Source organism: Ensifer sp. VA4 (assembly GCF_055710065.1).
The window spans coordinates 130,582-154,433 of record NZ_JBVQPO010000003.1 but is presented as its reverse complement, the minus strand read 5'-3'; the positions used below and the strand labels follow the sequence as shown (position 1 = coordinate 154,433).

Here is a 23,852-nt window from a genome sequence, read left to right as displayed (position 1 = left end):
CAAAGGGAGGGAATTCATGAAAAACAGGATCCTACAGCTTTGCGCGACCGTTGCGGGCATCGCCGTCGGGCTGGTGGCCGCGACGTCTGCGAACGCGGCGACGACGCTCGAAACGGTCAAGGCGCGCGGCAAGCTGATCTGCGGCGTCTCGATGAGCACACCGGGCTTTGCCACCGCGGATGCGAAGGGCCACATGCAGGGCTTCGACGTCGACGTCTGTCGCGCTGTCGCCGCCGCCGTTTTCGGTGACCCGGAAAAGGTCGACTTCGTTCTGACGAACATCAACACGCGCTTCCAGGCGCTGCAGTCCGGCGAAATCGACATGCTGTCGCGCCAGACGACCCTTACCTTCTCGCGCGAAGTCTCGCTTGGCCTCGACTTCGGGCCGACCGTCTTCTACGACGGCCAGGGGCTGATGGTGGCGAAGTCGCTCGGCGTCAACAGCGCCAAGGAGCTGACGGACGCGGCGATCTGCACGCTGCCGGGCACCACGACCGCCCAGAATCTCAGCGACTTCTTCCGCTCGATCGGCGGCAAGTTCGAACTGGTCGTCTTCGAAAACCCGGACGAAAACCGCAACGCCTTTTTCTCCGGCCGTTGCGAAGCGATCTCTTCCGACCGTTCGGATCTCGCTTCGATCCGCGCCGTCGCCAACAACCCGGACGATTACGTCGTTCTGCCGGAAACCATCTCCAAGGAGCCGCTGGCGCCCGCCGTTCGCCAGAACGATTCCAACTGGCGCGACATCGTGTCCTGGTCGGCCTGGATGCTGATGGCAGCCGAGGAGCGCGGCATCACCCAGGCCAATGTCGACGAGATGGCCAAGAGCGAGGATCCGGAGATCCAGCGCATGCTCGGCGTCAACGAAGAACTCGGCAAGATGCTGAACCTCGACAACAACTGGGGCTACAACATCATCAAGGGTGTCGGAAACTACGGTGAAGTGTTCGAGCGTAACCTCGGCACCAAGACCGCTCTCGGCCTGACGCGCGGCCCGAACACCCGCTGGAGCGAGGGTGGTCTGCTCTACGCACCGCCGTTCCGTTGAGGATTGACGGGCCTGCGTCTCGGCGCGGGCCCAGCTTCCTGCTGCATGTTTCCCTGGACCGCCGCCGATTTGTGGAAGAACCGCGGACGTTCAATGTGCCAAAGCGACCTCTGCGCCCAGATGAGATCCGCGGTGCTGTTGGTCCTGCCTAAGGGACGGGTGCCCGATGCCCCTGTTTTATGACGCGCGCATTCGCGCCTATCTCTATCAAGCGATCGCCGTCGGCATCGTCTTGCTCATCGCCTGGGTGATGTTCAGCACCGCGAGCGCCAATCTTGCCAAGCAGGATATCGCGACCGGCTTCGGCTTCCTGGCCCGCCAGGTCGGCTTCGTCATCACGGAGACCGCGATCACCTACGAGCCGACCGATACGATCGGCCGTGCAATCCTCGTCGGCATTGCCAACACCGTCAAAGTCTCGCTGCTCGCTGCATTGCTTGGCACGATCCTCGGCCTGCTGGTCGGCATTGGGCGGTTGTCGCACAACCCCGTGCTGTCGCGGCTGATGCTTGCCTATGTGGAAGCGCTCCGCAACGTGCCGCTGCTGCTCTACCTGCTGCTCTGGTATTCGCTGATCATCTCCGCGTTTCCACCGGTCAAGCAGGCGATAGAGATGCTCCCGGGGGTATTCCTGTCGAACAGCGGCCTGGTCATGCCCGCGCTGCACTGGGAAAGCGGATTTGCGGCACTGGTCACGGCTCTCATCGTCGCTGTCGTCGCGGCCACTTTCGTCGCGCGGATCCTCGGCCGCAGGCGCGTCGTCACCGGAAAGGATATGCCGGTGGCCGCGATTGCCACGCTGGCGTTCTTCCTGCCGATCGCGGCGGCGCTGCTGTTCGCCAACATTTCCGTTGCCTGGGACGTGCCCGTGCTCGGCCGGTTTCGTTTGAGCGGTGGTTATCACCTGCGTCCGGAGTTCGTGGCGCTTCTGCTCGGGCTGACGCTCAGCGTGTCGGCCAACGTTGCGGAGATCGTGCGAGCCGGCATCCAGGCGGTCAGCAAGGGGCAGTGGGAGGCTGCGACAGCGCTTGGCCTTTCACGCGCGCGCACCCTGAAACTGGTGATCCTGCCGCAGGCGCTCAGGATCATCATCCCGCCGCTCACCAACACCTATCTGACCGTCTTCAAGAACAGCTCGCTCGCGATCGCCATCGGCTATCCGGATCTGGTGATGGTCTCGAACACGATTATGAACCAGACCGGGCAGGCGATTGAATCCATTGCCATTTTCATGGGCGTCTATCTCGGACTGTCGATCCTCATCTCGCTGGTGATGAACTGGTACAACGCCAAGGTCGCGCTGAGGGAGCGCTGAGCCATGACACAGATCGATACCCTCATCAGCGGCTCGACGCTCACGGCCCATCGTGAAGTGCCGCCGGTGCCGAAAGGTCGCTGGCTCGGCGCCTATTTCGGAACGCCAGGCAATGCGCTGATCACCATCCTTTGCCTCGGAACGATCTTCGCACTTGCCAAGCTCGCAATCGGCTGGCTGTTCATCGACGCGACCTTTTCCGGCACGCCGGCGGAATGCAAGGCGACGAGTGGCGCCTGCTGGCCGTTCCTCTCAGCGAAGATGCGCTACATCTTCTTCGGTTTCTATCCGTTCGAGGAGCAATGGCGGCCACTCACGGCGATGCTCCTGTTTCTCGGCGCCTGCCTCGTCTCGATGGTTCCGAAGGTCTGGGGACGGACGCTGTTCATCGCCTGGATCGCAATCTTCCTGCCGACGCTCTATGTGCTGATGGCAGGCGGGTTCTTCGGTCTGACCGTTGTCCCGACGGCGCAATGGGGCGGTCTCCCGCTCTCCTTCATGCTTTCCTTCATCGGCCTTGCCTTCGCGCTGCCGCTCGGGATTGCGCTTGCGCTCGCCCGCGCGTCCAGCCTTCCGGCAATCCGCATCCTGGGGGTCAGCTTCATCGAGATCGTGCGCGGCGTGCCGCTGATCAGCATCCTGTTCATGGCAACGGTCATGCTGCCTCTGTTCATGCCAGACGGCATCACCGTCGATAAGCTCATTCGCGCACAGGTGGCGATCATCCTCTTTGCCGCCGCCTATATTGCCGAGATCGTCCGTGGCGGCTTGCAGGCGGTTCCCAAGGGGCAGGTGGAGGCCGGCCATTCGCTTGGCCTGCACTACTGGCAGATCATGCGGAAGATCGTGCTGCCGCAGGCGTTGAAGAAGGTCATCCCGCCGCTCGTCAGCCTCTTTATCGGGTTCTTCCAGGATACGACGCTCGTGACCATCGTCGGCCTGCTCGACTTCCTGGATACCGTGCGTACCGCCATGCGCGATCCGCAATGGCAGGGTATCGCGGTACTGGAAGGCTATGTCTTCGCTGCCGTCATCTATTTCGTTTTCAGCGCTCTCATGGGAGCTTACAGCCGTTTCCTCGAGCAATATTTCAGGACCACGCATGACTAAAGAGATCCACGTCATCCGCAATGTGCACACGCTCGTCGCCTTCGATCGCGAGCGGGATGGTCACGTCTATCTGCACGACGCCGACATCGCCTATGACGACAAGGGCTTCGTCCATGTTGGCGGTCACTACGACGGGCCATTCGACAGTGAAAGTTCCGGCCGCGACCGGATGATCATGCCGGGCTTCGTCAACGTCCATTGCCATTCCGGCGAAGAGCCGATCTCCAAGGGCATTTTCGAGGACATGGGCACGGCCGCCCTTTGGGGCAACGCGCTCTACGAATACTCCAACCTTCTGGAGATCGACGACGACGCGATCGAGGCGTCGCTGACGGTCATGGTCGGCGATCTGATGCGCAGCGGCGTCACCACGCTGCTCGACATCGCGGGCCCGCATGAAAGCTGGCTGCCGACGCTCGCCCGAAGCGGCGCACGTGCCTTCGTCGCGCCCGGCTTCCGCGAGGCGAAATGGCATGTCGAAGACAGCCACCGCCTCGATTTCCGCTGGGACAAGGCGCGCGGTCGGGAAGCCTTTGCGCGGGCGCTGGAGGTCGTCGACGCAGCGGCTGCGCACCCATCCGGTCGCCTTGGCGGCGTCGTGGCGCCATCGCAGATCGAGACCTGCTCGCCGGAACTGCTGCAGGATGCCGTGACGGCCGCGCGCAAGCGCGGCATTCCGGTCACCATCCATGCCGCCCAGACCATGGCCGAGCACGAGGAACTGCTGCGTCGCCACGGGTTGACCGCCGTGCAGTATCTCGAGAGTCTCGGCCTGCTCGGAAAAGACCTGATCCTCGGCCATTGCATCTTCGTCGACAGCCATTCCTGGACCCGGCAACGCACGGAGGTCGATCTGCGACTGTTGACCGACCGCAAGACGACCGTTGCCCATTGCCCGGTCACCTTCTCGCGCAGCGGCATGGCGCTGGAATCGGTCGGCCGCTACCGTCGCGCCGGCGTCAATGTCGCGCTCGGAACGGACAGCTATCCCTTCAACATGCTCGAAGAAATGCGCCAGGCGATGATCTGCGCACGGCTCGCCGGCAAGTCCGTCTTCGACGTCGCGACCGGTGACATCCTGGAAGCCGCGACCATCGCAGGCGCCAGAGCGCTCGGCCGTGATGATATCGGGCGGATCGCCGTCGGCTCAAAGGCGGATTTCCTCGTGGTCGATCTTCGCCATCACGCGATGCAGCCGATCTACGATCCACTGCGCAACCTTCTGCATTGCGCGGCTGAGCGGGCGATCGAACGGGTCTATGTCGACGGCACCTGCGTCGTCAGCGGCGGGCGGCCGACCCTGATCGATTATGACGGCGCGCTCGCGAAGCTTCAGGAGGCGCAGGACTATGCGTGCCGCAAGGCGCCCGAGAACGACCCGAGGGGCCGCGGGATGCGGACGCTCGCGCCGTTGTCCTTGCCCACTGCCGTTTCCGCAAAGGCGTAGGGCGAAACGGAACATGGGTTGGCCCCTGAAGTCCGGGCAGGGAAGGATCAGTAGAAAAGGCGGTGGGCGGCGAAGAGGCAGATCAGGACCGCTGCCACCGGCAAGCGCGCCAAGCCGCCTCTCGAGAAAATCACGGATCTCTTCGCCAAAGCGGCGCAGCAGCCAGGCAAGCACGAAGAAGCGCGCGCCGCGTGCAATGATCGCTGACACGATGAAAAAGCCGAGATTGATGTTGGCAGCGCCCGACAGGATGGTCGCGACCTTGATCGGCGGCAGATGTGCCAAGCCTGATGTGACGAGCAGCAAGGCCAGCATTTCGGAGTCGACCGACGCCTTCAGATGCTCGAACGTTTCGAGCTTGCCGCAGCTCCGGAACGGAGGTGCCAGAGCATCTTTGTGTTCATCTGAACCCCAAAGCGCTCAGGCTCTTGCCATGCGCGCATAGCGGCCGGGTGGCCGGCCGACATGGCGGCTGAAGGCGGTGCTGAAGGTACTGGCCGAACCGTAGCCGACGCGTTCGGCGACCGAGGCGAGATCAAGATCGCGTTGCCGCAACAGGTCCTTGGCGATCGCCATGCGCCATACGAGCAGGTACTCCATTGGCGGCACGCCGACGGCACGGGTGAAGCGCTCGAAGAACACCGAGCGAGAGAGCGCCGCCTCGTTTGCGAGTTCCGCAACGGTCCACGCATGCGCCGGATCGGCGTGGACTTTGCGAATGGCCACCGCCAGCCGCGCGTCTGCGAGGCCACGCAACAGGCCGGGTGTTGCTCTTTCGCCCTGAATGGACCGAAGGGCCTCGACGAGCAACACTTCCACGAGCCGCGCCAGAACCAGGTCTCGTCCTGGCCGTTCGTCACGCGCCTCTTCGCCAACCAGGCGTACAAGGGTCGAAAGCCGATCGATCCCGCGCAGATGCATCAATGCCGGCAACAGTGAAACAAGCAGTCCGGCATCGGGCGAGTCGAGGACGAAATAGCCACCGAGCAGGCGCACGTCCGCTTCGCCATGTTGCCTGCCGTGGCGAACTTCGTCTGCCGGCGCCGGCGCTGCCTTGGGATCGATGAAGGTCGGTTGTACCGGGTCGAACCCCGAAAGGGTGAAGCCCGGGGTCGTCGGCAACAGCACGAAGTCGCCGGCCTCCAGCGTGATGGGTGTCTCGCCATCGACGGCCAGCCGGCAAGCCCCCTCGACGACGGTGCAGAAGCTCGGCTCTCCGAATTCGGCATAGCGCACCGCCCAGCGGCCAGCGCCGCTGATGCCCTTGGTGAACACCGTGCGTGGGCGAAGAAGCTGGATGAGCTGTGAGAGCGGATCGATCATCTCAGGACGATAGCAAACGAAATCAGGACATCAAGCCGTAGATCGTCCTGGTCGTGAACGCTATCCGTTCTCCATCGAAACAACTGAGGCTATTGCGATGAAGACCGTATTGATTACCGGCTGCTCCTCCGGCTACGGGCTGGAGACGGCGCGGCGCTTCCATGCCGAGGGCTGGAACGTCATCGCCACGATGCGTACCCCGCGCCGAGACATTCTGCCGAAATCCGAGCGGCTCCGGGTCTTGTCTCTCGATGTCACCGATCCCGAAAGCATCTCAGCCGCGATCGAGGACAGCGGCCCGATTGACGCGCTCGTCAACAACGCCGGTATCGGTGTGGTGGGTGCCTTCGAAGCGACGCCGATGTCCCATATCCGCAAGGTTTTCGACACCAACACCTTCGGGGTGATGGCCATGGCGCAGGCGGTGATACCGCAGTTTCGTACCCGCAGGACGGGTGTGATCGTCAACGTTACGTCCACGGTGACGCTTGCTGCCATGCCGCTTGCCGCAGCCTATACCGCCAGCAAGACGGCGATCACCGGCTTCACCGGCTCGCTGGCCCACGAATTGGATGCCTTCAACGTAAGAGTCAAACTGGTCGAGCCCGGCTACGCGCCGACCACGCGCTTCGCCCATAACACCACGATGCGCGTTGAGGATCTGATCCCGGCGGCCTACGCCGATTTTGCCGCACCCATCTTCGCGCAGTTCGCGGCCGCGCCCTTGGTCACGACTGAGGCCGATGTGGCGGAGGCTGTCTGGCAGGCGGCGAACGACCTGTCCGGCCAGCTCCACTTTCCGGCCGGCGCCGACGCCGTGGCGCTCGCCAAGGCGAGCTGATCGCGCCTTCTGATGCGGGCCGCGACGGCACGTGGCCCGTAAAGGTCCTAGGCGATCAGCCGGATGCGCGCATCCGTCTCCGTCTGGTCGCGTAGGCTGGATGTCGTGCGGAAGCGCTCGACGAGGTCGAAGAGGCCGGATGCCTGGCTTGAGAGCCGAAGGGTCATGGCGGTGCTGTCTTCGACCATCGCATTGTTTTGCTGCGTCACGGCGTCGAGCGACAGCATGGTCTGGTTGATGTGCTGCAGATCGTTCGCCTGGTCGCGCGCGTCGCCGGCAATCTGCTGCGTCTGCTCGTTGATCGCATGGATCTGGCCGGAGATTTCGTCGAGCGCATCGCCTGCCGCCCGGACCAACGAGACGCCCTTCGTCACTTCCTCGGCCGAGGTGGTGATGATCGCCTTGATTTCCCGGGCAGCAAGAGCGGATTTCTGTGCCAGCTCCCGCACTTCATGCGCAACGACCGCAAAGCCCTTGCCCGCTTCGCCGGCCCGGGCCGCTTCGACGCCCGCATTCAACGCCAAGAGGTTGGTCTGGAACGCGATGTCGTTGATCGTGCCGATGATCTGGGAAATGGCGGCTGATCCCTTCTCGATCTGGGCCATGGCGCCGACGGCATTCATGACCACGTGACCCGAGCGGTCGGAGCTGGCCTTGGCGGCAGCGGCGATCGTCGTGGCCGATGAGGCGTGTTCGGCAGTGCGCTCGATGGTCGCGGTGATGGCGCTCAGCGCCGCAGTTGCTTCCTCCAATGTCGCCGCCTGATGTTCGGTGCGCTTGGCAAGCTGGCCGATGGCGTCGCGCATCTCGCTGGTTTCGCCGTCGATGTCAGCGCTTCTCGCCTTCACGTCGCCGAGGGTGACGGCAAGGCTTTCCAGCGACAGGTTGAAGTCCGAGCGCAGGCGATCGAAACCGGCCCCGAAGGGCCGGTCGATGCGTGCTGTCAGGTCGCCTTGAGACAACCGCTCCAGCCCGGACGCCAGCATCTCCACGGCCTCGTTGATCTGGCGCGACACTTCGGACTGGGTCGTCTCGCGCACTTGCCGTTCCTCTTCGATCATGGTTCGCGTTTGCGCCGCCTCGGTTTCAAGGCGGGCGCGATCGAGAAGCGCATCGCGGAAGACGAGCACGGACCGGGCCATGTCGCCAATCTCGTCCTTGCGGTTCCGGCCGACGCCGCCGATCGTCGTATCGCCGTCAGCGAGTTGGCTCATATCACGGACGAGACCCGTGATCGGGCGCGTCAGCCGGCGTGAATACCAGACGGAAATCGACAGCGCCGCTGCAAGGACGGCGAGAGCCGTCGCAAGCGTCCAGTTGCGCAAGGCGGTGACGGCGGCAAAGGCTTCCCGTGACGTCATGACCGCGGCCATGGTCCAGCGGGTGCCGAAAGCATCGAGGCTGGTGGCAGCCATCTGCGCTTCCTCACCGCGGAAATCGGCGAGCTTGCTGCTGCCATCTTCCGCCAGTCGATCGGCCACGATCCGGGCGTTGAGCACATCGTTGTCCGGTGTGGCAGCGCTGTCGGCGAGAAAAAATCCATTGCCGTCGAGAAGGATCGTCTCGCCCGTCTCGCCAAGGCCCGTCCGGTTGCCGACGATCTCGCCAATGCGCGCGTCCGGCATCTCGAGGATCAGGGTGCCGATCTTGCCGTCGATCGATTCCAGCGGGATGGCGATGAATGCCGCGGGGCTGCCGGCGAGTGGCGAATAGGCCTCGTAGGAGGCGAAGGCCAGCTTGCTCTTTTCCGTTCCCTCGGCCGTCTCGCGGAAAATGTGGCCAAGCCCTGTATTCTTCCAGGATTGGTCCTTCAGGTTGACGGCAAAGTCGCCCTTCTTGTTGAGGGAGTAGATGACGTCACCGCTAAGATTGGCGAGCAAGACGTCGCGATAACCATGGGCCTCCGCGAAGCGGCGGAAGAACGGATGATAGCGTGCATGGAGCGCATCGTAATCATCGACACCGGCGGTGCTGTAAAGCGCGCGCTTGTCCTCGGGATTGGGGTTTTCCGTCAGGTAACGGCGCTGCAATTCGCTTCTTGCCCTGTCGCCGAGCTTGGCGGCGGCACCATTGAGATCGCTGAGCGCCTTGGAGACCGATTTTTGCGCCTGGAGATTGCGCAGGTCGTTTTCTATCGTGGTGAGGTAATGGCGAAGCTCGTTGCGGCGGGCATCGGCGAGCGCCTCCAGCTTTTCGATTGCTGCGCGCGATGACAGGTTGCCGCTCACCGTCAGGCTGGCAAGACTGGTAGCAGCGATGGAGAAGGCAGCCAGAGCCGCCGCTGCGAAAGGTAGCTTCGCGGACAAACGCATAACAATCACCGGGCTTCAAGGGAGAGGGGCCATGCCGAAGGGCTGGTCGCGACGCCTCATGCGCCCGGCGGGAGCGTTCCCGCGCGGAGAGTTATACGGTCTCAGATTACAGGTTGATGACGTTTGGATGACAATACGAAAGAATGCTTGTGGAAATAGGCGCCGCGTCTCAGCCTACCGTGGCAGCGTACCCGTTAGGAAGATCTCGGCGCAGCTTTCGGCCCGGGCTGGGATCGTTGCCGCGTCGATGGCGTTGAGGCGCCCCATCATGACAGCGCGCTGCGGCTCCATCGCCATCATGCCCCGCAGCATGCCCGCCGCCAGATATGGATCTTCGATCACAAGCCGGCCGAGAGTCGATTGCGTTTTGAGCCAGTTCTCTAGCGTTGCATTTGTCCGCTCGACAGCCCGCTCCCAGAATGTGGCGGCGATTTCCGGAAAGCGCTCAGCCTCGGCGAGTACCAGACGCGTGACGGCTATCGTGTGCGCCGAAAGCACGAGGTTTCCATAGGCCGTCAGCAACCGCACCAGGCCGGTCTTCACATCCATCCTCGCCAACTTCTCCTCGTCGGCCTCAAGCACGAACTCGGTGATCCTGACGGAAATGACGCGCTCGAAGAGATCCGCCTTGGTCGGAAACAGACGGTAGAGCGTCTTGGTAGAAACGCCCGAGTTCTGTGCGATGACGTTGATGTTGGCCGATCCGTAGCCGAGTTCCGAGAACTGCCGCTCGGCCGCCTGGATAATTATCCGACGGGTCTCGTCATCCGAGCGGATCTGGGGCCGGCCCCGAGAGCGGGGCGTCTCATCCTGTTTTTCGACCATGGTGACTTTCCAAATTCTCTTGACGAAATTCTTAATCGGGACTATTTAGGAAAGCAACTGTTTTCCTAAATAGGTTTCTGGTCATGTCTGCGCTTGCCGTGACTCTGGAAGAAGACCCTCCGCCTGAGACTGCCGATAATGCCGTGAAGGCGATAGAGGCCGCTCCAGCCGCAATTGCCGAGCCGGCGCCCGCGGCATCGGTCGCGCTCTCGTGGCAGCAGAAGGCGATGCTGGTCGTTGGTCTCAGCGGGTCGTTCCTGGTGAATGTCTCGGGTCCGCTCGTTGCGGCAAACATCATTGACGTCCAGGGCGGCGTCGGCTTGACGCCGGACGAAGGCTCCTGGCTGGTGACCAGCTATCTGGCCGCAAGCCTGATGGGCGTGATCCTCTCCGGTCCGATCGTCAAGGCTTTCGGCATAAGGCGAGCCTATGTCGCTGCCGCCGCCGTCTTCGCGCTCACGGCTATCCTTTGCCTGAGGTCCACGGACCTCGTTTGGCTAACGGCGTGGCGCGGGCTTCAAGGGTTCACGGCCGGATTTTTCGGCCCGATGGCCTTTGCCTCGACCTTCATCGTGATGTCCAAACAGCGCCTGCCGTTGGGGCTCACGGTTCTGAGTTTCGTGTTGGTCTTGCCCCCGACGCTGAGCCCGGTGCTGGCTTCATACCTGCAGGAGGCGGCCGGCTGGGGAAGCCTGTTCGTTGCGCAAGTGGCAAGCGGCGCGGTCATGGCGGTTGCCGGCTTATTCGTCCTGCCGCGCCAGCCGGTCTCCTGGCCGGGACTGAAGGCGGAATGGGTCGCGCTCCTGCTTCTCGCCACAGCGCTTGGGGCGACGACGATCGTGCTCAGCCAAGGCACGCGTCAGTTCTGGCTTGAGAGCGCCACCATCGTGCTTGCGTTCAATTGCGCCGTTTCGGCGGCTGCCGGCTTCATCTTCGTGACCCTGTTCTCGCCGATCGGGATCCTCGTACCCGCGCTGTTTCTGAGGCGCGGCTTCTCTATCCCGATCCTGCTCAACCTTGCTGCGCGTGCCGGCCTGGTGGTGACCGGCTACCTGATCCCGCAGTTCCTCGCGACCGTTCAGGGCTATCGGCCCGGTGAAGTCGCAACTTTGCTGGGTTCGGCCGTGCTCTTCCAGCTTCTGTCCATGCCCTTGGCCTGGCACCTGCATCGTTTCATGCGCGGCCGGAACATCATGACGCTTGGCTTGCTGATGTGCGGTCTGTCTGCGATTGCCGCCGCCCGTAGCACGAGCCTGACGTCGGGGCCGGAGCTTCAATGGGTGGCGATCTGCTTCGTTGTCGGTGTGGCGCTCTTCCTTGCCGCCGATCTGAGAATCGGTGCGCTTCCCCTGAAGCTGCCCGAACTTCCCACGGCGTCGTTCGCCTTCAACATCTCGACGATCGGCGGCACTACGCTCGGCACCGGGTTTGCCTCCAACCTGGCAACGGAGGCGGAGAAGTTTCATTCCAACGTTCTCACCGAACACCTCTCGCCGTACAGCCCATGGGTCTCGGACCAGCTGACAGGCCTTGCTATGCACCTATCCAGCCGGGTTGCCGACGGTGATGCGTCGCTCGCCGGCGCGGCCTCGTTGGTCGCCGCCGCTGCCCGCAAGCAAGCGTGGGTTCTTGCGTTCAACGACAGCTTTTTGGTGGTCGGCGTCATCTTGGTCATTGCCGCACTCGTGGCCTTTGCCGTGCCGGACAATTCGGCGCCTCAAAAAATCGAAGGATAGGATCAACGACATGAAACTGCTTGAAGCATCCATCGGGGCAGTGGCAATTGCCGGCGCAGTCTTTGGCGTGACATCAATCTCCATGGTCGACGGCTGGTCCGGACAATCGACCGACAATGCCTATGTTCGCGGCGATGTCGTGCCCGTGAGCCCAAAGATAACAGGCTACATCGCCGAGGTCGCCGTTGCCGACAACGAGCCGGTCAAGGCGGGCCAGGTCCTTTACCGGATCGAAGACAACGAATACCGGGCGCGCGTCGCCTCCGCAAAGGCGGCCCTCGCCAGCAAGCGTGCGGCGATCGCCAATCTGGAGAGCCGGCTCAGCGTCCAGCGCGCGAACATAGAACATGCTGAGGCCAATCTTCAGGGCGCGCGAGCCGAGGCCGACCGCGCCGCCCGCGACTTCGTCCGGATCGAAAATCTCACCAAATCCGGCACGGTGTCGCAGGCGAGCCTCGAAACCGCGCGCTCGACCGACATCAACGCGGCCGCACGCGTCTCGGAGGCCGTGGCCAATCTGGCCGCGGCCAAGGCCGAGATCGACGTTCTGGAAAGCCAGCGGCCACAACTTCAGGCGGACGCCGATGGCGCGGCCGCGGCGCTTCAACTGGCGCAGATTGAACTGGACAACACCTTGATCCGCGCGCCGGCGGACGGCACCGTCGGCGAGCGCCAGGCAAAGTCCGGGCAGTTCGTGCGCCCGGGGACCGCGCTCATTCCATTCGTCGGCGAGGACAAATGGATCATTGCAAATTTCAAGGAGACCCAGCTTCCGGGCGTGCGCTTCGGCGGGACCGTGGAAATCCGCGTCGATGCACTGCCGGACGTCACGTTGCAGGGAAAGATCGAAAGCATCTCGCCTGCGAGCGGTGCGCAGTTCGCCTTGTTGCCGCCTGACAATGCCACAGGCAACTTCACCAAGATCGTGCAGCGTGTCCCGGTCAAGGTCACATTGAACGAGGGGCAGAGCGGTCTCGGCGATCTCAGGCCCGGCATGTCGGCGGTTATCACGATCAGGTAGGGCAGGCGCGTTGAGGGTAAGGAGCCCACTCCGGCCGCCGGCTTACGAACGTGCCCGTGCGGGCACCCTTGATCGCTACGCCATCCGCTCCGGCGGATATTGCGGCCTTTGCGAACACGCCCTAGCTTTGCGACATGGCGACGTCGAAGCTCACGGCCTACCGCGCGAAGCGGGACTTTTCCAGGACGCCGGAGCCCGCCGGAAGAACCGGCGGGGAGGGCAATCATTTTGTCGTGCACAAGCACCACGCCACGGCCGATCATTATGATCTCAGGCTTCAGGTCGGCGACGTCCTGAAAAGCTGGGCGGTTCCGAGGGGACCATCTCTCAACCCCGCCGACAAGCGGCTGGCGGTCGAGACCGAAGACCACCCGCTCGACTATATCGACTTCGAAGGTGTCATTCCGGAAGGAGAGTATGGCGGCGGGCCGATGATCGTCTGGGATACCGGCGTCTGGGCGCCGATGGACGATATCGAGAAGAGCCTGAGGACAGGGGCCTTCAAGTTTCGTCTGGCCGGCGAAAAACTCAACGGCGGCTGGATGCTGACACGGCTGAAGCCAAAGCCGGGTGAGGAGGGGCAGCGCAACTGGCTGCTCTTCAAGGAGCATGACCTTGCCGCCGACCCCGAGGTCGACATCCTGACGTTGCGCCCCGAAAGCGTAAAAAGCGGACGGCGGATCGAGGAACTGGTCCAGCCGCCGAAGAAGCCTGCAAAGCGGATCGTTCTCAGACCCGGCGCGCTGCCAGGCGCGGTGAAAGGTCCAAAGCCGCAGCGGATCGAGCCGCAGCTTGCCAGCCAGACGCCGAAGCCGCCGGGCGGTCCGACGGACAAGCATGTCTGGCTGCACGAGATCAAGTTCGATGGCTATCGGACGATGGCGGATATCTCGGATGGCGAAGTCCGGCTGATGACGCGCAGCGGACTGGACTGGACGAAACGCTACGGCGACCTGCCAGAGGCTTTTCGGAAGCTGCCCTGCCGCGAAACGATCATCGACGGAGAGATCGTCGTTCTCGACGACAACGGCATCAGCCGCTTTGCGCTTTTGCAGGACGCGCTTTCGACCGGTGCCGACAGTAAGCTGGTCTTCTATGCATTCGACATTCTCTACCTCGATGGGTGGAACCTGACCGAAGTCCCGCTGGAAAAGCGGAAAGGGCTGTTGGCGCAACTGCTTCAGGGGCAGGTATCCAGCCGCTCGGCCATCCAGTTCAGCGATCATGTCGAGGGCGACGGGCACGGGCTTTACGATCAAGCCTCGGCATTGGGGTTGGAGGGGATCGTTTCGAAGCGCGCCTCGGCGCCCTATCGAAGTGGCCGCACGCAGACCTGGACCAAGACGAAGGCGCTTCAGATCGGTGACTTCGTAATCGCCGGGTACACGACCTCGCAGGCGGCTGAAGGTCTTGCTTCCCTGGCTCTCGGCGAGTGGCAAGACGGCGAGCTGCAATATCGCGGCAAGGTCGGAACCGGCTTCGATGCGCAAACCGCCGGGCAGTTACTCACCCGGTTGAAGGCGTTATGCGGCGACGCGGCCGCGCTCGAAGGCGCGCCAAGGGAAATCACCTGGGTTCGGCCGGTTCTGAGCGCTCGCATCCATTACTCCAATCGCACCCCCGACAATCTCCTGCGCCATGCGGTGTTCAAGGGGCTTCGCGATGTCGAGCTTTCGGCGCCGGCGCGGTCGCCGCGCAAGCGGCTGATCACCGATGCCGATCTCGCAAGCATCCAGGTCACCAATGCCGACCGCCGGGTATTCGGCAAATCCGGACCGACCAAGCTCGACATTGCCCTCTACTACGCGCTCGTCGGCGACTTCATGCTGCCGCACATTCTCGGGCGCCCGGTGTCGCTCTTCCGTTGCCCGACAGGAAAACGCGCGGATTGCTTCTTCCAGCGTCATCCCTTTACCGGAATGCCGTCCTCGATCGTCAGCTTCAAGTCGACCAATTCCGAAGGCGAAACCAAGTCCTTTCTGTCGATCGAAGGCACGAAGGGGTATTTGTCACTGGCACAGTTCGGCGTGATCGAGCTTCACAGCTGGGGCACAAAGCGCGAGCGGCTGGAAGAGCCCGACCGTATCGTCTTCGACCTCGATCCCGGCCAGGGCATCGCCTGGCGCGACGTGGTCGAGGCCGCGATCCACATCCGCGGCGAACTGGAAGCGCTCAGTCTCGTCCCCTTCGTCAAGACTTCCGGCGGCAGCGGCATCCACGTCGTCGTGCCCGTGACGCCGAAGCTTGACTGGAAGAAGACGCATCAGGCGACGAGCGCGATCGCGACACGGCTGGCGGCGACCGCACCGCAGACCTTCACCACCACGATGGGCAAGGAGAACCGCATCAAGCGCATCTTCATCGATTTCCATCGCAATGCCCGCAGCCATACGGCGGCCGCACCCTATTCGCTGCGCGCACGCACAAATCTACCCGCCTCGACGCCGCTCAACTGGGCGGATCTGGAGACTATCGACGCTCCGGAGGATTTGAACTATTCTTCGCTGCCTGGACTTCTGGATACTTTCGGCGATCCCTGGGCGGATATCGACGACTTTGCCAAGGATTTGCCGCTTCTGTCCGAACCGAGGACATAACGCGTTTGGCCGCGTAGGAGACAATCATGGCGCCCAGGGCAAGTTGGAAGGGTTATCTCAAACTCAGTCTCGTCAGTTGTCCCGTCAGGCTCTATCCGGCGACCAGTTCGAGCGAACGGATCAGCTTCAATCAGCTTCACAAGGACACCCATAACCGGATCAACATGAAGCCGGTCGACCCCGAGCTCGGGCTCGTCGAGCGCTCGGACCTGGTCAAGGGTTACGAATACGAGGACAAGAAATACATCATCATCGAGGACAGCGATCTCGAAAGCGTCAGGATCGAATCCAATCACACGATGAACATCGAGGCCTTTGTCGATGAAGGCTCCGTTGACGTGATCTACCAGGACGCGCCCTATTATCTGGCGCCCGATGGCGCGATGGCGGAGGAAACCTTTGTGGTCCTGCGCGAGGCGCTGAAGAGGACCGGCAAGCTGGCGATAGCGCGGCTCGTTCTTTCGAGCCGCGAGCGGGTGGTGACCATCGGCGCACGCGAGACGGGGATGTTCGTGTGCACACTGAGGAATCCGAGCGAAGTGCGCGGAACGGCTGAATATTTCGGCAATATCCCTGTGGGGAATCCCGACCCGGAAATGCTGCAACTCGCCGAGGCGCTGATCCAGCAGAAGATGACGGTCTTCGATCCGAAGAACTACGAGGATCGTTACGAGATCGCGCTGATGAAGATGATCCGCGAGAAGCTCAAAGGCCACAAGCCGATCATCGCGGCAGCGCCTGAACGCGGCAACGTCATCAATCTCATGGATGCCTTGAAGGCAAGCCTTTCGCAGTCGAAGCCGCCGGCAAAGAGCAAGACCAAGGCCGAACCGGCGGCCAAGGAAACCGCCAAGGCGGCAGCCCCGGCCAAGCGTACGGCCGCCAAGTCGACCGCGAAGAAGAAAGCCTGATGGCGATTGCTGGCCAGACATTCGGAATTGTTGGTGCTCTCTCGGCCTTCCCACGACGGCTCGTGGCGCGGGAGGTCGAGCGGCAATTCGGGCATTTGCGGCGCGGCGTCACACGGCAGACCACATATCTCGTCTTCGGCCGCAGTCTGCTGATGAAGTGGAGCGAAGCTGAAATCGAAGCCCGCTTCGAGGCGGAGCGTGCAGCCGGGCGGTGGCTCGTCAGCGAGAACGGCTTTCTCCGCCTCTTGGGGCTGCTGTCGGTGCCGGTGGCATCGGCGCTCACGCGCCAGTCGCTGGTTGATCAGGCCAAGCTTTCCCCGCGGGTCTTCGATCTGTTGTCCCTGTTCGATGCCTTCGAGCATGACAGCGAACCCTATTCGTTCCGCGACCTGATCCTCGCCAGGAAATATGCAGAACTGATCGCCAGCGGGGCGAACTGGAGTGCAATCGCCCGGTCCGTGCATCGCTCCGGACAGGTCGCCTCGCTGACGGCGCTTTCCCTCCATCACGATGGTACCAATACGATATATGCTCGCAGCGCCGCGGGTTTGAGTGAACTGAATGGACAACTGCTCTTCGATCTCGGCACGCCCGACGATGCCGCTCTGGAGGACCTCTTCGATCTCGCTGAGGAGGCGGAGGCGAATGGCGATTATGAGCAAGCCGCCGCCTTTTATCAGCGCTACCTCGCGATGGACCGAACGGATTCAGTCGCGGCTTTCAACCGCGCCAACTGCCTCAAGGCCGCAGGGCGGGACTTGGATGCGGCGCATGACTATGCCCGCGCAATCAAGCTCGATCCATCCTTTGTCGAGGCCTGGTTCAATTTGGCCGGGCTGATGAGCGAGCGGGGGCGGATCGATGCCGCCCGCAGGCACCTCAAGAAGGCGATCGAGCTCGACGGTGACTATGCCGACGCCGTTTTCAATCTGGCAAAACTCGAATTTGATGCAGGCGACCTTGCGGAGGCCAGACGCTGGTGGAGCCGCTATCTCGAACTCGACAGCGATAGCGAGTGGGCGCGAACGGCCGAACGCGGTGTGCAGTATGTCGATCTGCATCTGCGTCCAAGGACGGCGGGCTGACATGGGGGAAAAATTCCTGTTCGATGGACCTGAGGATGCGCCCGTCACCATTCTGCTCGCCCATGGTGCCGGCGCGCCGATGGATTCCGCTTCGATGAACGCGACCGCCAAGGCGCTCGCCGCAGCAGGCTTTCGCGTCGCGCGATTCGAGTTCGGCTATATGGCGGCAAGACGAACGTCGGAGGGACGCAAACCGCCGCCGCGCGCTGAGACGCTCAACCCGGAATATGTGGCCGCCGTCGACGCGCTCGGCACGAAAGGCCCGCTCGTCATCGGCGGCAAATCGATGGGTGGGCGGGTTGCAAGCATGATCGCCGACGATCTTCATGCGTCCGGCAGGATCGTCGGGCTTCTCTGCCTCGGCTATCCCTTCCATCCGCCGGCAAAGCCCGATCAGTTGCGCACGAAGCATCTGGCGGGCCTTAAGACGCCGACCCTGATCTGCCAGGGAACCCGCGACGAGTTCGGCACCTGCGAGGAGGTTCAAGCTTATACGCTTTCCGATGCGATCGAAGTCCTGTGGCTCGAGGACGGCGACCATGATCTCAAGCCGCGCAAGAGCATTTCCGGCTTTTCGACGGCAGATCACCTGAGGACCGTGGCCGACGCGGTTGCAGCCTGGGCCGCGCGGCTGACGTAATGATCTTGACGCCGGGATGAAGATCGCCACCTTCAACATCAACGGCATCAACAAGAGGCTCGAAAACCTGATCGCCTGGCTGGGGCAGGCCAAGCCCGACATCGTCTGTCTGCAGGAATTGAAAGCGACCGACCGCCAGTTTCCGCAATCGGCCATCGAGGCGGCCGGTTACGGAGCGGTCTGGCAGGGACAATCGGCCTGGAACGGTGTGGCGATCCTCGCCCGCGGCAGCGAGCCGATCTTGACCCGCATCGGGCTCGACGGCGATCCGTCGGACAACCAGGCGCGCTACATCGAGGCCGCCGTCAGCGGCACCCTGGTCGCTTGTCTCTATGCGCCCAACGGCAACCCGCAGCCCGGCCCGAAATACGCCTACAAGCTCGCCTGGCATGAGCGCCTGGCCAAACATGCCGCCGAGCTCTACGCCCTCGACCTGCCGGTCGTGCTTGCGGGCGACTACAACATCGTGCCGGAACCGCGCGATATCTACCCGACGACCTCCTATGATGACAACGCCCTGGTCCAGCCGCAAAGCCGCGCAGCATTTCGCGAGCTCCTTGATCAGGGTTGGCTCGATGCGCTGCGCAAGATTTATCCGAAGCAGGAGCTTTTTACGTTCTGGGATTATCGCCGGAACCGGTGGCAGCGCGATGCCGGGCTTCGGCTCGACCATATGCTCCTCAGTCGCAAGCTCTCCCGCAAACTCATCGGCGCGGGCATCGACCGGGAAATCCGCGGTATGGAAGGCGCGAGCGACCATGCGCCGGTATGGATCGAACTGCGCAATTGAGGCGCTCCTGCCTGCAGGCAGCGAAAGTGCCGCTCCACGATAGCGAGAAGGCCTGGTCGCGACAGCTATGGCACGGCGTTACGTCCCTCCGACTGTGTTGATCGGGCATTCTGCGGAAAGCGGGAAGGCAGGGCTGTCGAGCCGGGTGCTGAGGATCATGTGACGAACAAGGCGCCCCGCTGCACTACGATACAAATCGGCCCCGATCGGAAACATCGCCGATACGTCGCGCTGGTTCTCTGCCGCGCATATCAAGCGCGATCGATGCCCTGGCGCATCGATCCAGTGCGGAGAGCGATGATGATCCTGTTCGTTGTAGCCTATCTCGCAGGCGTGCTGACCATCGTCAGCCCCTGTATCCTCCCGGTTCTGCCATTTGTGTTTGCGCGGGCAGGGCAGCCCTTTTCCACGAGCATTCTTCCGATGCTGCTCGCCAAGATCGTGACCTTTGCCGGCATCGCTTCGCTCGCCGCACTCGGGGGAAACTGGGCGGTACAGGCGAACGCATTTGGCCGCTACGCCGCGATCGTGTTGCTCGCGGTCTTTGGCGTGACGCTTTTGTCGACGCGTGCCGCCGCTTTCGTGACGGGCCCGCTCGTCGCGCTCGGCAGTCGCCTGTCCAGGAAAGTGGCAACCGGGGAGAAGGGGAGCGTTGGCGGCGCCATCCTCCTCGGCGTTGCGACCGGATTGCTCTGGGCGCCCTGTGCCGGCCCCGTGCTTGGGTTGGTGCTGACCGGTGCGGCGTTGAACGGGGCAAATGTTCAGACGACCTTGCTGCTCACGGCTTACGCGGCCGGCACGGCCACATCACTGGCACTGGCGGTTCTTGCCGGCGCCAGGGTGTTTGCGGTGATGAAGCGCTTCCTCGGGGTTGGTGACCGCATCCGACAGGGCTTGGGCGTTGCGGTCCTTACCGGCGTGGCGGCGATCGCTCTTGGCCTCGATACCGGGCTACTGGCACGCCTTTCCTATGCGGGCACGACCGGCTTCGAACAGGCAATTCTCGATCAGTTGCGTGGCAATGCCGCCCCTGTGGACGTCGCGGGCACCCGCTTGCCTCTTGCCGCGAAGGATGGGCGCCAGGCGGCCTTTCGCAGCGACCTTCCGGTAGAAGGCACGTTGCCATCGCTCGATGGCGCCGTTCAATGGTTGAATTCAAAGCCGCTGACGCCCGCCGAGCTTCGCGGCAAGGTCGTTCTCGTCGACTTCTGGACCTACTCCTGCATCAACTGCATCCGCACGATCCCCTACGTTCGGGCCTGGGCGGAAAAATATCGCGACCAGGGCCTTGTCGTCATCGGCGTGCACACTCCTGAGTTCGCCTTTGAAAAGCAGATCGAAAACGTCGAAAAGGCGGTTCGTGACTTCAAAATTGGCTATCCGGTCGCAATCGACAACAACTTCGCCATCTGGCGTGCCTTCTCCAACAGCTACTGGCCGGCCCATTACTTCATCGATGGCGAAGGGCAGATCCGCTACACCCATTTCGGCGAGGGCGACTATGAAGGTTCCGAGCGGGTGATCCAGGATCTGCTGGCGGAAGCTGCAGGCAAGCAAAAGGCCGAAAACGAGTTCGTCACGCCGAATGCGAAGGGCGCCGAAGCGTCGCCGGACCTGGCCCGGCTTGGCTCCGGCGAGACCTATATCGGCTATGCACGGGCTGCGAACTTCGTCTCGCCGGAAGGTGTGTCGGCTGACACAGCCCAGCGCTACACCATCGCCGAACCGCGCCTCAATGAATGGGGTCTTACCGGCAACTGGACGGTCGGCGCCGAACAGGCAAGCCTCAACGAAGCTGGCGGTGGCATCACCTATCGGTTCCGTGCCCGCGACCTGCACCTGGTGCTCGGCCCGCGCGCCGGCGGCAAGCCCGTACCGTTTCAGGTGACGATCGACGGGATGCCGCCCGGCGCAGACCATGGCTCGGATATCGATGCGGCGGGCAAGGGCACCGTCACGGAGACCCGCCTTTACCAGCTCGTTCGCCAATCCGGCGAAGCGCGCGAACGGACCTTCGAGATCCGCTTCCTCAAGCCTGGCGCCGAAGCCTTCGTTTTCACTTTTGGATGATCTCGGACACGGCCTGACGGCGGTCCGCATTTCCGACGGCGCCTTTCTCTTCGTACAGGCCGATACAATTTTGCGGCGCTCCGAACACAACAGCAATACGTGCGAGCCCGAAACTGGCGGCCAGATCGGTTTGGCCCGGTGAACCCATATCAAAACAGGAGCAGACCATGCGCACCTTCATCGCAGCTTTTGCCATTGCCGCGCTCGCAGCAGCGCCCTGTGCATGGGACAGTGACCCGAGAGAGCCCGGGCCCCTGGCGGCGATCTTTGCCAGTTCGGTGTCCGAGGTGGCGAGCGGCGATGCCTCGCCGTCGCAGGAGGCCGCCTTTCCCGACGAGGTCCTGCAGGAGGAAGCCGAGGCTGGGCTCTAGGGCCTCCCGTGTTCGCGGATGAAGCCGGTCTCACTGCTGAGCGCAGTGGCTGAAAATGCCGGAATTATGACATTTGAGCCATGGCCATCCGGCCCTACCATCGAGGCTCCAAACCCAAGGCAAAGGAGCCTGAAGTGAACACGAATTCCAAAGGAACTGCATTGATCACCGGCGCGTCCTCCGGCATCGGCGCGATCTACGCTGATCGGCTGGCGCGCCGGGGTTTCGACCTTATCCTCGTTGCCCGTAACCGTGAGCGCCTGAATGACCTAGCCAATCGTCTTGCCGACGAGACCGGGCGCGCCATTGAGGTCGTGCCTGCAGACCTCGGCAAGAAGGAAGATCTGAAGCGGATCGAAGCTCTGCTTCAGAGCGACGCGAGCATCACGGTACTGATCAACAATGCCGGCGTCGGCGCGACCGCGCCGTTACTGGCGTCGGATGTCGACAAGATGGAGGACATGATCACGCTGAACGTCAGCGCGCTCACGCGGCTGACCTATGCGGCCGCGCCGGGATTTGTCGCACGCGGTACCGGCACGATCATCAATATCGCTTCGATCGTCGGCGTTGCGCCTGAACTCCTGAACGGCGTCTACGGTGGTACGAAGGCCTTCGTATTGGCGTTCACTCTGTCGCTGCAGAAAGAACTGGCCGACAACAACATCCGTATCCAGGCCGTGCTGCCCGGTGCGACGGCGACGGATTTCTGGGGCATCGCCGGTACGCCGCTCGACCACGTGCCGAGCGAGATCGTCATGCAGGCCGAGGACATGGTCGATGCAGCGCTTGCCGGCCTCGATCAGGGCGAAGTGATCACCATTCCGGCGCTGCCGGATGCCGGTGATTGGGCGGCCTATGAGGCGGCCCGGCAGAAACTCATGCCGAACCTTTCCAGGAGCGCACCCGCCGCTCGCTACAACGTCGGGGGATAGCTCCGATCTCCTTCCGGGTCCTCCCATCCCGGAACCGCATGGCGATGCCGTCGGCATCGCCTCAACACTCGAACCAGGAGAATGATGATGTCCAGACGCCATTTGCCAGTCGCCAAGGGCAGTCGCTTGGCCGCCTTCGCGCTGTCGGGAGCGATCGCAATCCTGCTCCCTCCGCTCGCCGCCCACGCCGCGGGTGCTTCCTCGGCGGGCGGCGCTCCGATCGTGGTGGCCGCAAAGCCTGCGGCCGACGAATCCATTCGGCCGTTCCAGTTCCATGCGAGTGACGTCGCGCTTGCCGACCTCAAGCAGCGGATCGCGGCCACCAGATGGCCGGACCGCGAGTTGGTGAACGACGGCACCCAGGGCGTGCAACTCGCCACCATGCGGAAGCTCGCCGACTATTGGGCGACCATGTATGATTGGCGCAAGGTGGAGAAGAAGCTCAACGACCTGCCGCAGTTCGTCACCAACATCGACGGGGTCGATATTCATTTCATTCACGTGCGGTCGAAGCACAAGAATGCGATGCCTCTCATCATCACCCACGGCTGGCCCGGCTCGATCATCGAGCAGTTGAAGATCATTGATCCCCTGACCAATCCGACGGCCCATGGCGGCAGCGAGGCCGATGCCTTCGACATCGTCATTCCCTCGCTGCCGGGCTACGGCTTCTCCGGCAAGCCGAATGAACGCGGTTGGGATCCCGTCCGGATCGCGCGGGCCTGGGCGGTGCTGATGCAGCGTCTCGGCTATACCCACTATGTCGCGCAGGGCGGCGACTGGGGGGACGCGGTCACGGAGCAGATGGCCCTGCAGCGGCCGGCCGGCTTGCTCGGAATTCACACCAACATGCCGGCGACCGTTCCGACCGAAATCCAGAAGAGCCTCGATGCTGGCGGCCCGGCACCATCCGATCTTTCGGCCGACGAGCGCCGTGCCTATGATCAGCTCGATTTCTTCTACAAGAACGGGCTGTCCTATGCCCAGGAGATGAGCAAGCGTCCGCAGACGCTCTATGGCATCGAAGACTCCCCGATCGGCCTTGCGAGCTGGATGCTCGACCATGACGCCCGCAGCTACGAACTGATCGCCCGCGTCTTCGATGGCCAGCCAGAGGGTCTGACGCGCGATGATGTGCTCGACAATATCACGCTGTATTGGCTGACCAAGACCGCCGTATCGTCGGCGCGTCTCTATTGGGAGAACAAGCTCGCCTTCTTCCAGCCGAAGGGCGTGCAAATCCCGGTGGCCGTCAGCGCCTTCCCGGACGAGCTTTATCAGGCACCAAAGTCCTGGGCAGAAAAGGCGTTCCCCAAGCTCATCCATTATAATCGCCTCGCCAAGGGGGGACACTTTGCAGCCTGGGAACAACCGGAGGCCTTGGTCGATGAACTGAGAGCTTCCTTCAAGTCATTGCGTCAACCGAGCTGACGGAAAGGGGCGTGCGCAACCGCGCCCGGCGTCGCAACAACAGG

Annotated in this window: 20 protein-coding genes and 1 pseudogene; 16 read left to right on the top strand and 5 right to left on the bottom strand. The window is 62.9% G+C overall.

Translation table 11 applies throughout. From position 1 onward, the window contains the following. Positions 1 to 16 precede the first annotated feature (16 nt). The 4 genes from AC0C6X_RS05930 to AC0C6X_RS05915 all read left to right on the top strand — a co-directional run bounded on the left by AC0C6X_RS05930 (position 17) and on the right by AC0C6X_RS05915 (position 4,920). A complete protein-coding gene (locus tag AC0C6X_RS05930; RefSeq protein WP_472952213.1) occupies positions 17 to 1,048 on the top strand; it encodes an amino acid ABC transporter substrate-binding protein in 1,032 nt (343 codons plus the stop codon). 166 nt (positions 1,049 to 1,214) lie between these two features. Continuing rightward, positions 1,215 to 2,363, top strand: a complete 1,149-nt coding sequence (locus tag AC0C6X_RS05925) for an amino acid ABC transporter permease (protein ID WP_472952212.1) — start codon at positions 1,215 to 1,217, stop codon at positions 2,361 to 2,363. A gap of 3 nt (positions 2,364 to 2,366) precedes the next feature. After that, positions 2,367 to 3,473 carry an amino acid ABC transporter permease gene (locus AC0C6X_RS05920; protein ID WP_173518535.1) on the top strand — a complete coding sequence of 369 codons (1,107 nt, stop codon included), beginning with the start codon at positions 2,367 to 2,369 and terminating at the stop codon, positions 3,471 to 3,473. Continuing rightward, positions 3,466 to 4,920: an amidohydrolase family protein gene (locus AC0C6X_RS05915; protein WP_472952211.1), complete on the top strand. Its 1,455-nt coding sequence runs from the start codon at positions 3,466 to 3,468 to the stop codon at positions 4,918 to 4,920. Before AC0C6X_RS05920 ends, AC0C6X_RS05915 begins: the two co-directional genes overlap by 8 nt. 96 nt (positions 4,921 to 5,016) lie before the next feature. Here AC0C6X_RS05915 and AC0C6X_RS05910 read toward each other — a convergent pair. Then, a pseudogene (locus AC0C6X_RS05910) lies at positions 5,017 to 5,286 on the bottom strand (YqaA family protein); the annotation flags it as partial. Positions 5,287 to 5,340: 54 nt separating this feature from the next. Beyond that, positions 5,341 to 6,243, bottom strand: a complete 903-nt coding sequence (locus tag AC0C6X_RS05905; RefSeq protein WP_472952210.1) for an AraC family transcriptional regulator — start codon at positions 6,241 to 6,243, stop codon at positions 5,341 to 5,343. Positions 6,244 to 6,340: 97 nt separating this feature from the next. Between AC0C6X_RS05905 and AC0C6X_RS05900 the strand changes: the two genes are divergently transcribed. Beyond that, the gene (locus AC0C6X_RS05900) at positions 6,341 to 7,084 is read left to right on the top strand and encodes an SDR family oxidoreductase (RefSeq protein ID WP_472952209.1); all 744 of its coding nucleotides are present in this window, start codon (positions 6,341 to 6,343) and stop codon (positions 7,082 to 7,084) included. A 47-nt stretch (positions 7,085 to 7,131) separates the two neighbouring features. Here the strand turns inward: AC0C6X_RS05900 and AC0C6X_RS05895 are convergent, their stop codons facing one another. Then, on the bottom strand, positions 7,132 to 9,396 hold the full coding sequence (locus AC0C6X_RS05895) for a methyl-accepting chemotaxis protein (protein ID WP_472952208.1): 2,265 nt from the start codon (positions 9,394 to 9,396) through the stop codon (positions 7,132 to 7,134). Positions 9,397 to 9,570: 174 nt separating this feature from the next. Next, positions 9,571 to 10,221 (bottom strand): TetR/AcrR family transcriptional regulator, encoded by a 651-nt coding sequence (locus AC0C6X_RS05890; protein WP_472952207.1) that lies wholly within the window; start codon positions 10,219 to 10,221, stop codon positions 9,571 to 9,573. Positions 10,222 to 10,304: 83 nt separating this feature from the next. Between AC0C6X_RS05890 and AC0C6X_RS05885 the strand changes: the two genes are divergently transcribed. From AC0C6X_RS05885 to AC0C6X_RS05850, 8 genes are all read left to right on the top strand, one after another. Further along, entirely contained in the window at positions 10,305 to 11,957 is a 1,653-nt protein-coding gene (locus AC0C6X_RS05885; RefSeq protein WP_472952206.1) for an MFS transporter, read from the top strand. Between the two features lie 10 nt (positions 11,958 to 11,967). Continuing rightward, a complete protein-coding gene (locus AC0C6X_RS05880) occupies positions 11,968 to 12,978 on the top strand; it encodes an HlyD family secretion protein (RefSeq protein ID WP_173518527.1) in 1,011 nt (336 codons plus the stop codon). Between the two features lie 134 nt (positions 12,979 to 13,112). After that, positions 13,113 to 15,575 carry a DNA ligase D gene (gene ligD / locus AC0C6X_RS05875; RefSeq protein WP_472952205.1) on the top strand — a complete coding sequence of 821 codons (2,463 nt, stop codon included), beginning with the start codon at positions 13,113 to 13,115 and terminating at the stop codon, positions 15,573 to 15,575. 26 nt (positions 15,576 to 15,601) lie between these two features. Then, a complete protein-coding gene (gene ku, locus AC0C6X_RS05870; protein WP_173518525.1) occupies positions 15,602 to 16,486 on the top strand; it encodes a non-homologous end joining protein Ku in 885 nt (294 codons plus the stop codon). Then, positions 16,486 to 17,571, top strand: coding sequence for a tetratricopeptide repeat protein (locus AC0C6X_RS05865; protein ID WP_472952203.1), 1,086 nt, complete (start codon positions 16,486 to 16,488; stop codon positions 17,569 to 17,571). The genes ku and AC0C6X_RS05865 overlap by 1 nt, the downstream gene beginning before the upstream one ends. Before the next feature lies 1 nt (position 17,572). Beyond that, the gene (locus AC0C6X_RS05860; RefSeq protein WP_472952202.1) at positions 17,573 to 18,211 is read left to right on the top strand and encodes an alpha/beta hydrolase family protein; all 639 of its coding nucleotides are present in this window, start codon (positions 17,573 to 17,575) and stop codon (positions 18,209 to 18,211) included. A gap of 16 nt (positions 18,212 to 18,227) precedes the next feature. Further along, positions 18,228 to 19,001 carry an exodeoxyribonuclease III gene (xth, locus tag AC0C6X_RS05855; protein WP_173518522.1) on the top strand — a complete coding sequence of 258 codons (774 nt, stop codon included), beginning with the start codon at positions 18,228 to 18,230 and terminating at the stop codon, positions 18,999 to 19,001. 300 nt (positions 19,002 to 19,301) lie between these two features. After that, positions 19,302 to 21,071: a cytochrome c biogenesis protein DipZ gene (locus AC0C6X_RS05850; RefSeq protein ID WP_472952200.1), complete on the top strand. Its 1,770-nt coding sequence runs from the start codon at positions 19,302 to 19,304 to the stop codon at positions 21,069 to 21,071. On the opposite strand, the gene AC0C6X_RS05845 is transcribed toward AC0C6X_RS05850, so the two are convergent. Further along, a complete protein-coding gene (locus tag AC0C6X_RS05845) occupies positions 21,058 to 21,252 on the bottom strand; it encodes a hypothetical protein (RefSeq protein WP_173518520.1) in 195 nt (64 codons plus the stop codon). The genes AC0C6X_RS05850 and AC0C6X_RS05845 overlap by 14 nt on opposite strands. Between AC0C6X_RS05845 and AC0C6X_RS05840 the strand changes: the two genes are divergently transcribed. The 3 genes from AC0C6X_RS05840 (at position 21,239) to AC0C6X_RS05830 (ending at position 23,808) form a co-directional block, all read left to right on the top strand. Next, positions 21,239 to 21,442 (top strand): hypothetical protein, encoded by a 204-nt coding sequence (locus AC0C6X_RS05840; RefSeq protein WP_173518519.1) that lies wholly within the window; start codon positions 21,239 to 21,241, stop codon positions 21,440 to 21,442. The two genes, AC0C6X_RS05845 and AC0C6X_RS05840, sit on opposite strands and share 14 nt — an antisense overlap. Positions 21,443 to 21,576: 134 nt before the next feature. Beyond that, entirely contained in the window at positions 21,577 to 22,377 is an 801-nt protein-coding gene (locus AC0C6X_RS05835) for an SDR family NAD(P)-dependent oxidoreductase (protein ID WP_472952199.1), read from the top strand. 84 nt (positions 22,378 to 22,461) lie between these two features. Next, positions 22,462 to 23,808 carry an epoxide hydrolase family protein gene (locus AC0C6X_RS05830; protein ID WP_472952198.1) on the top strand — a complete coding sequence of 449 codons (1,347 nt, stop codon included), beginning with the start codon at positions 22,462 to 22,464 and terminating at the stop codon, positions 23,806 to 23,808. Positions 23,809 to 23,852: the final 44 nt, after the last annotated feature.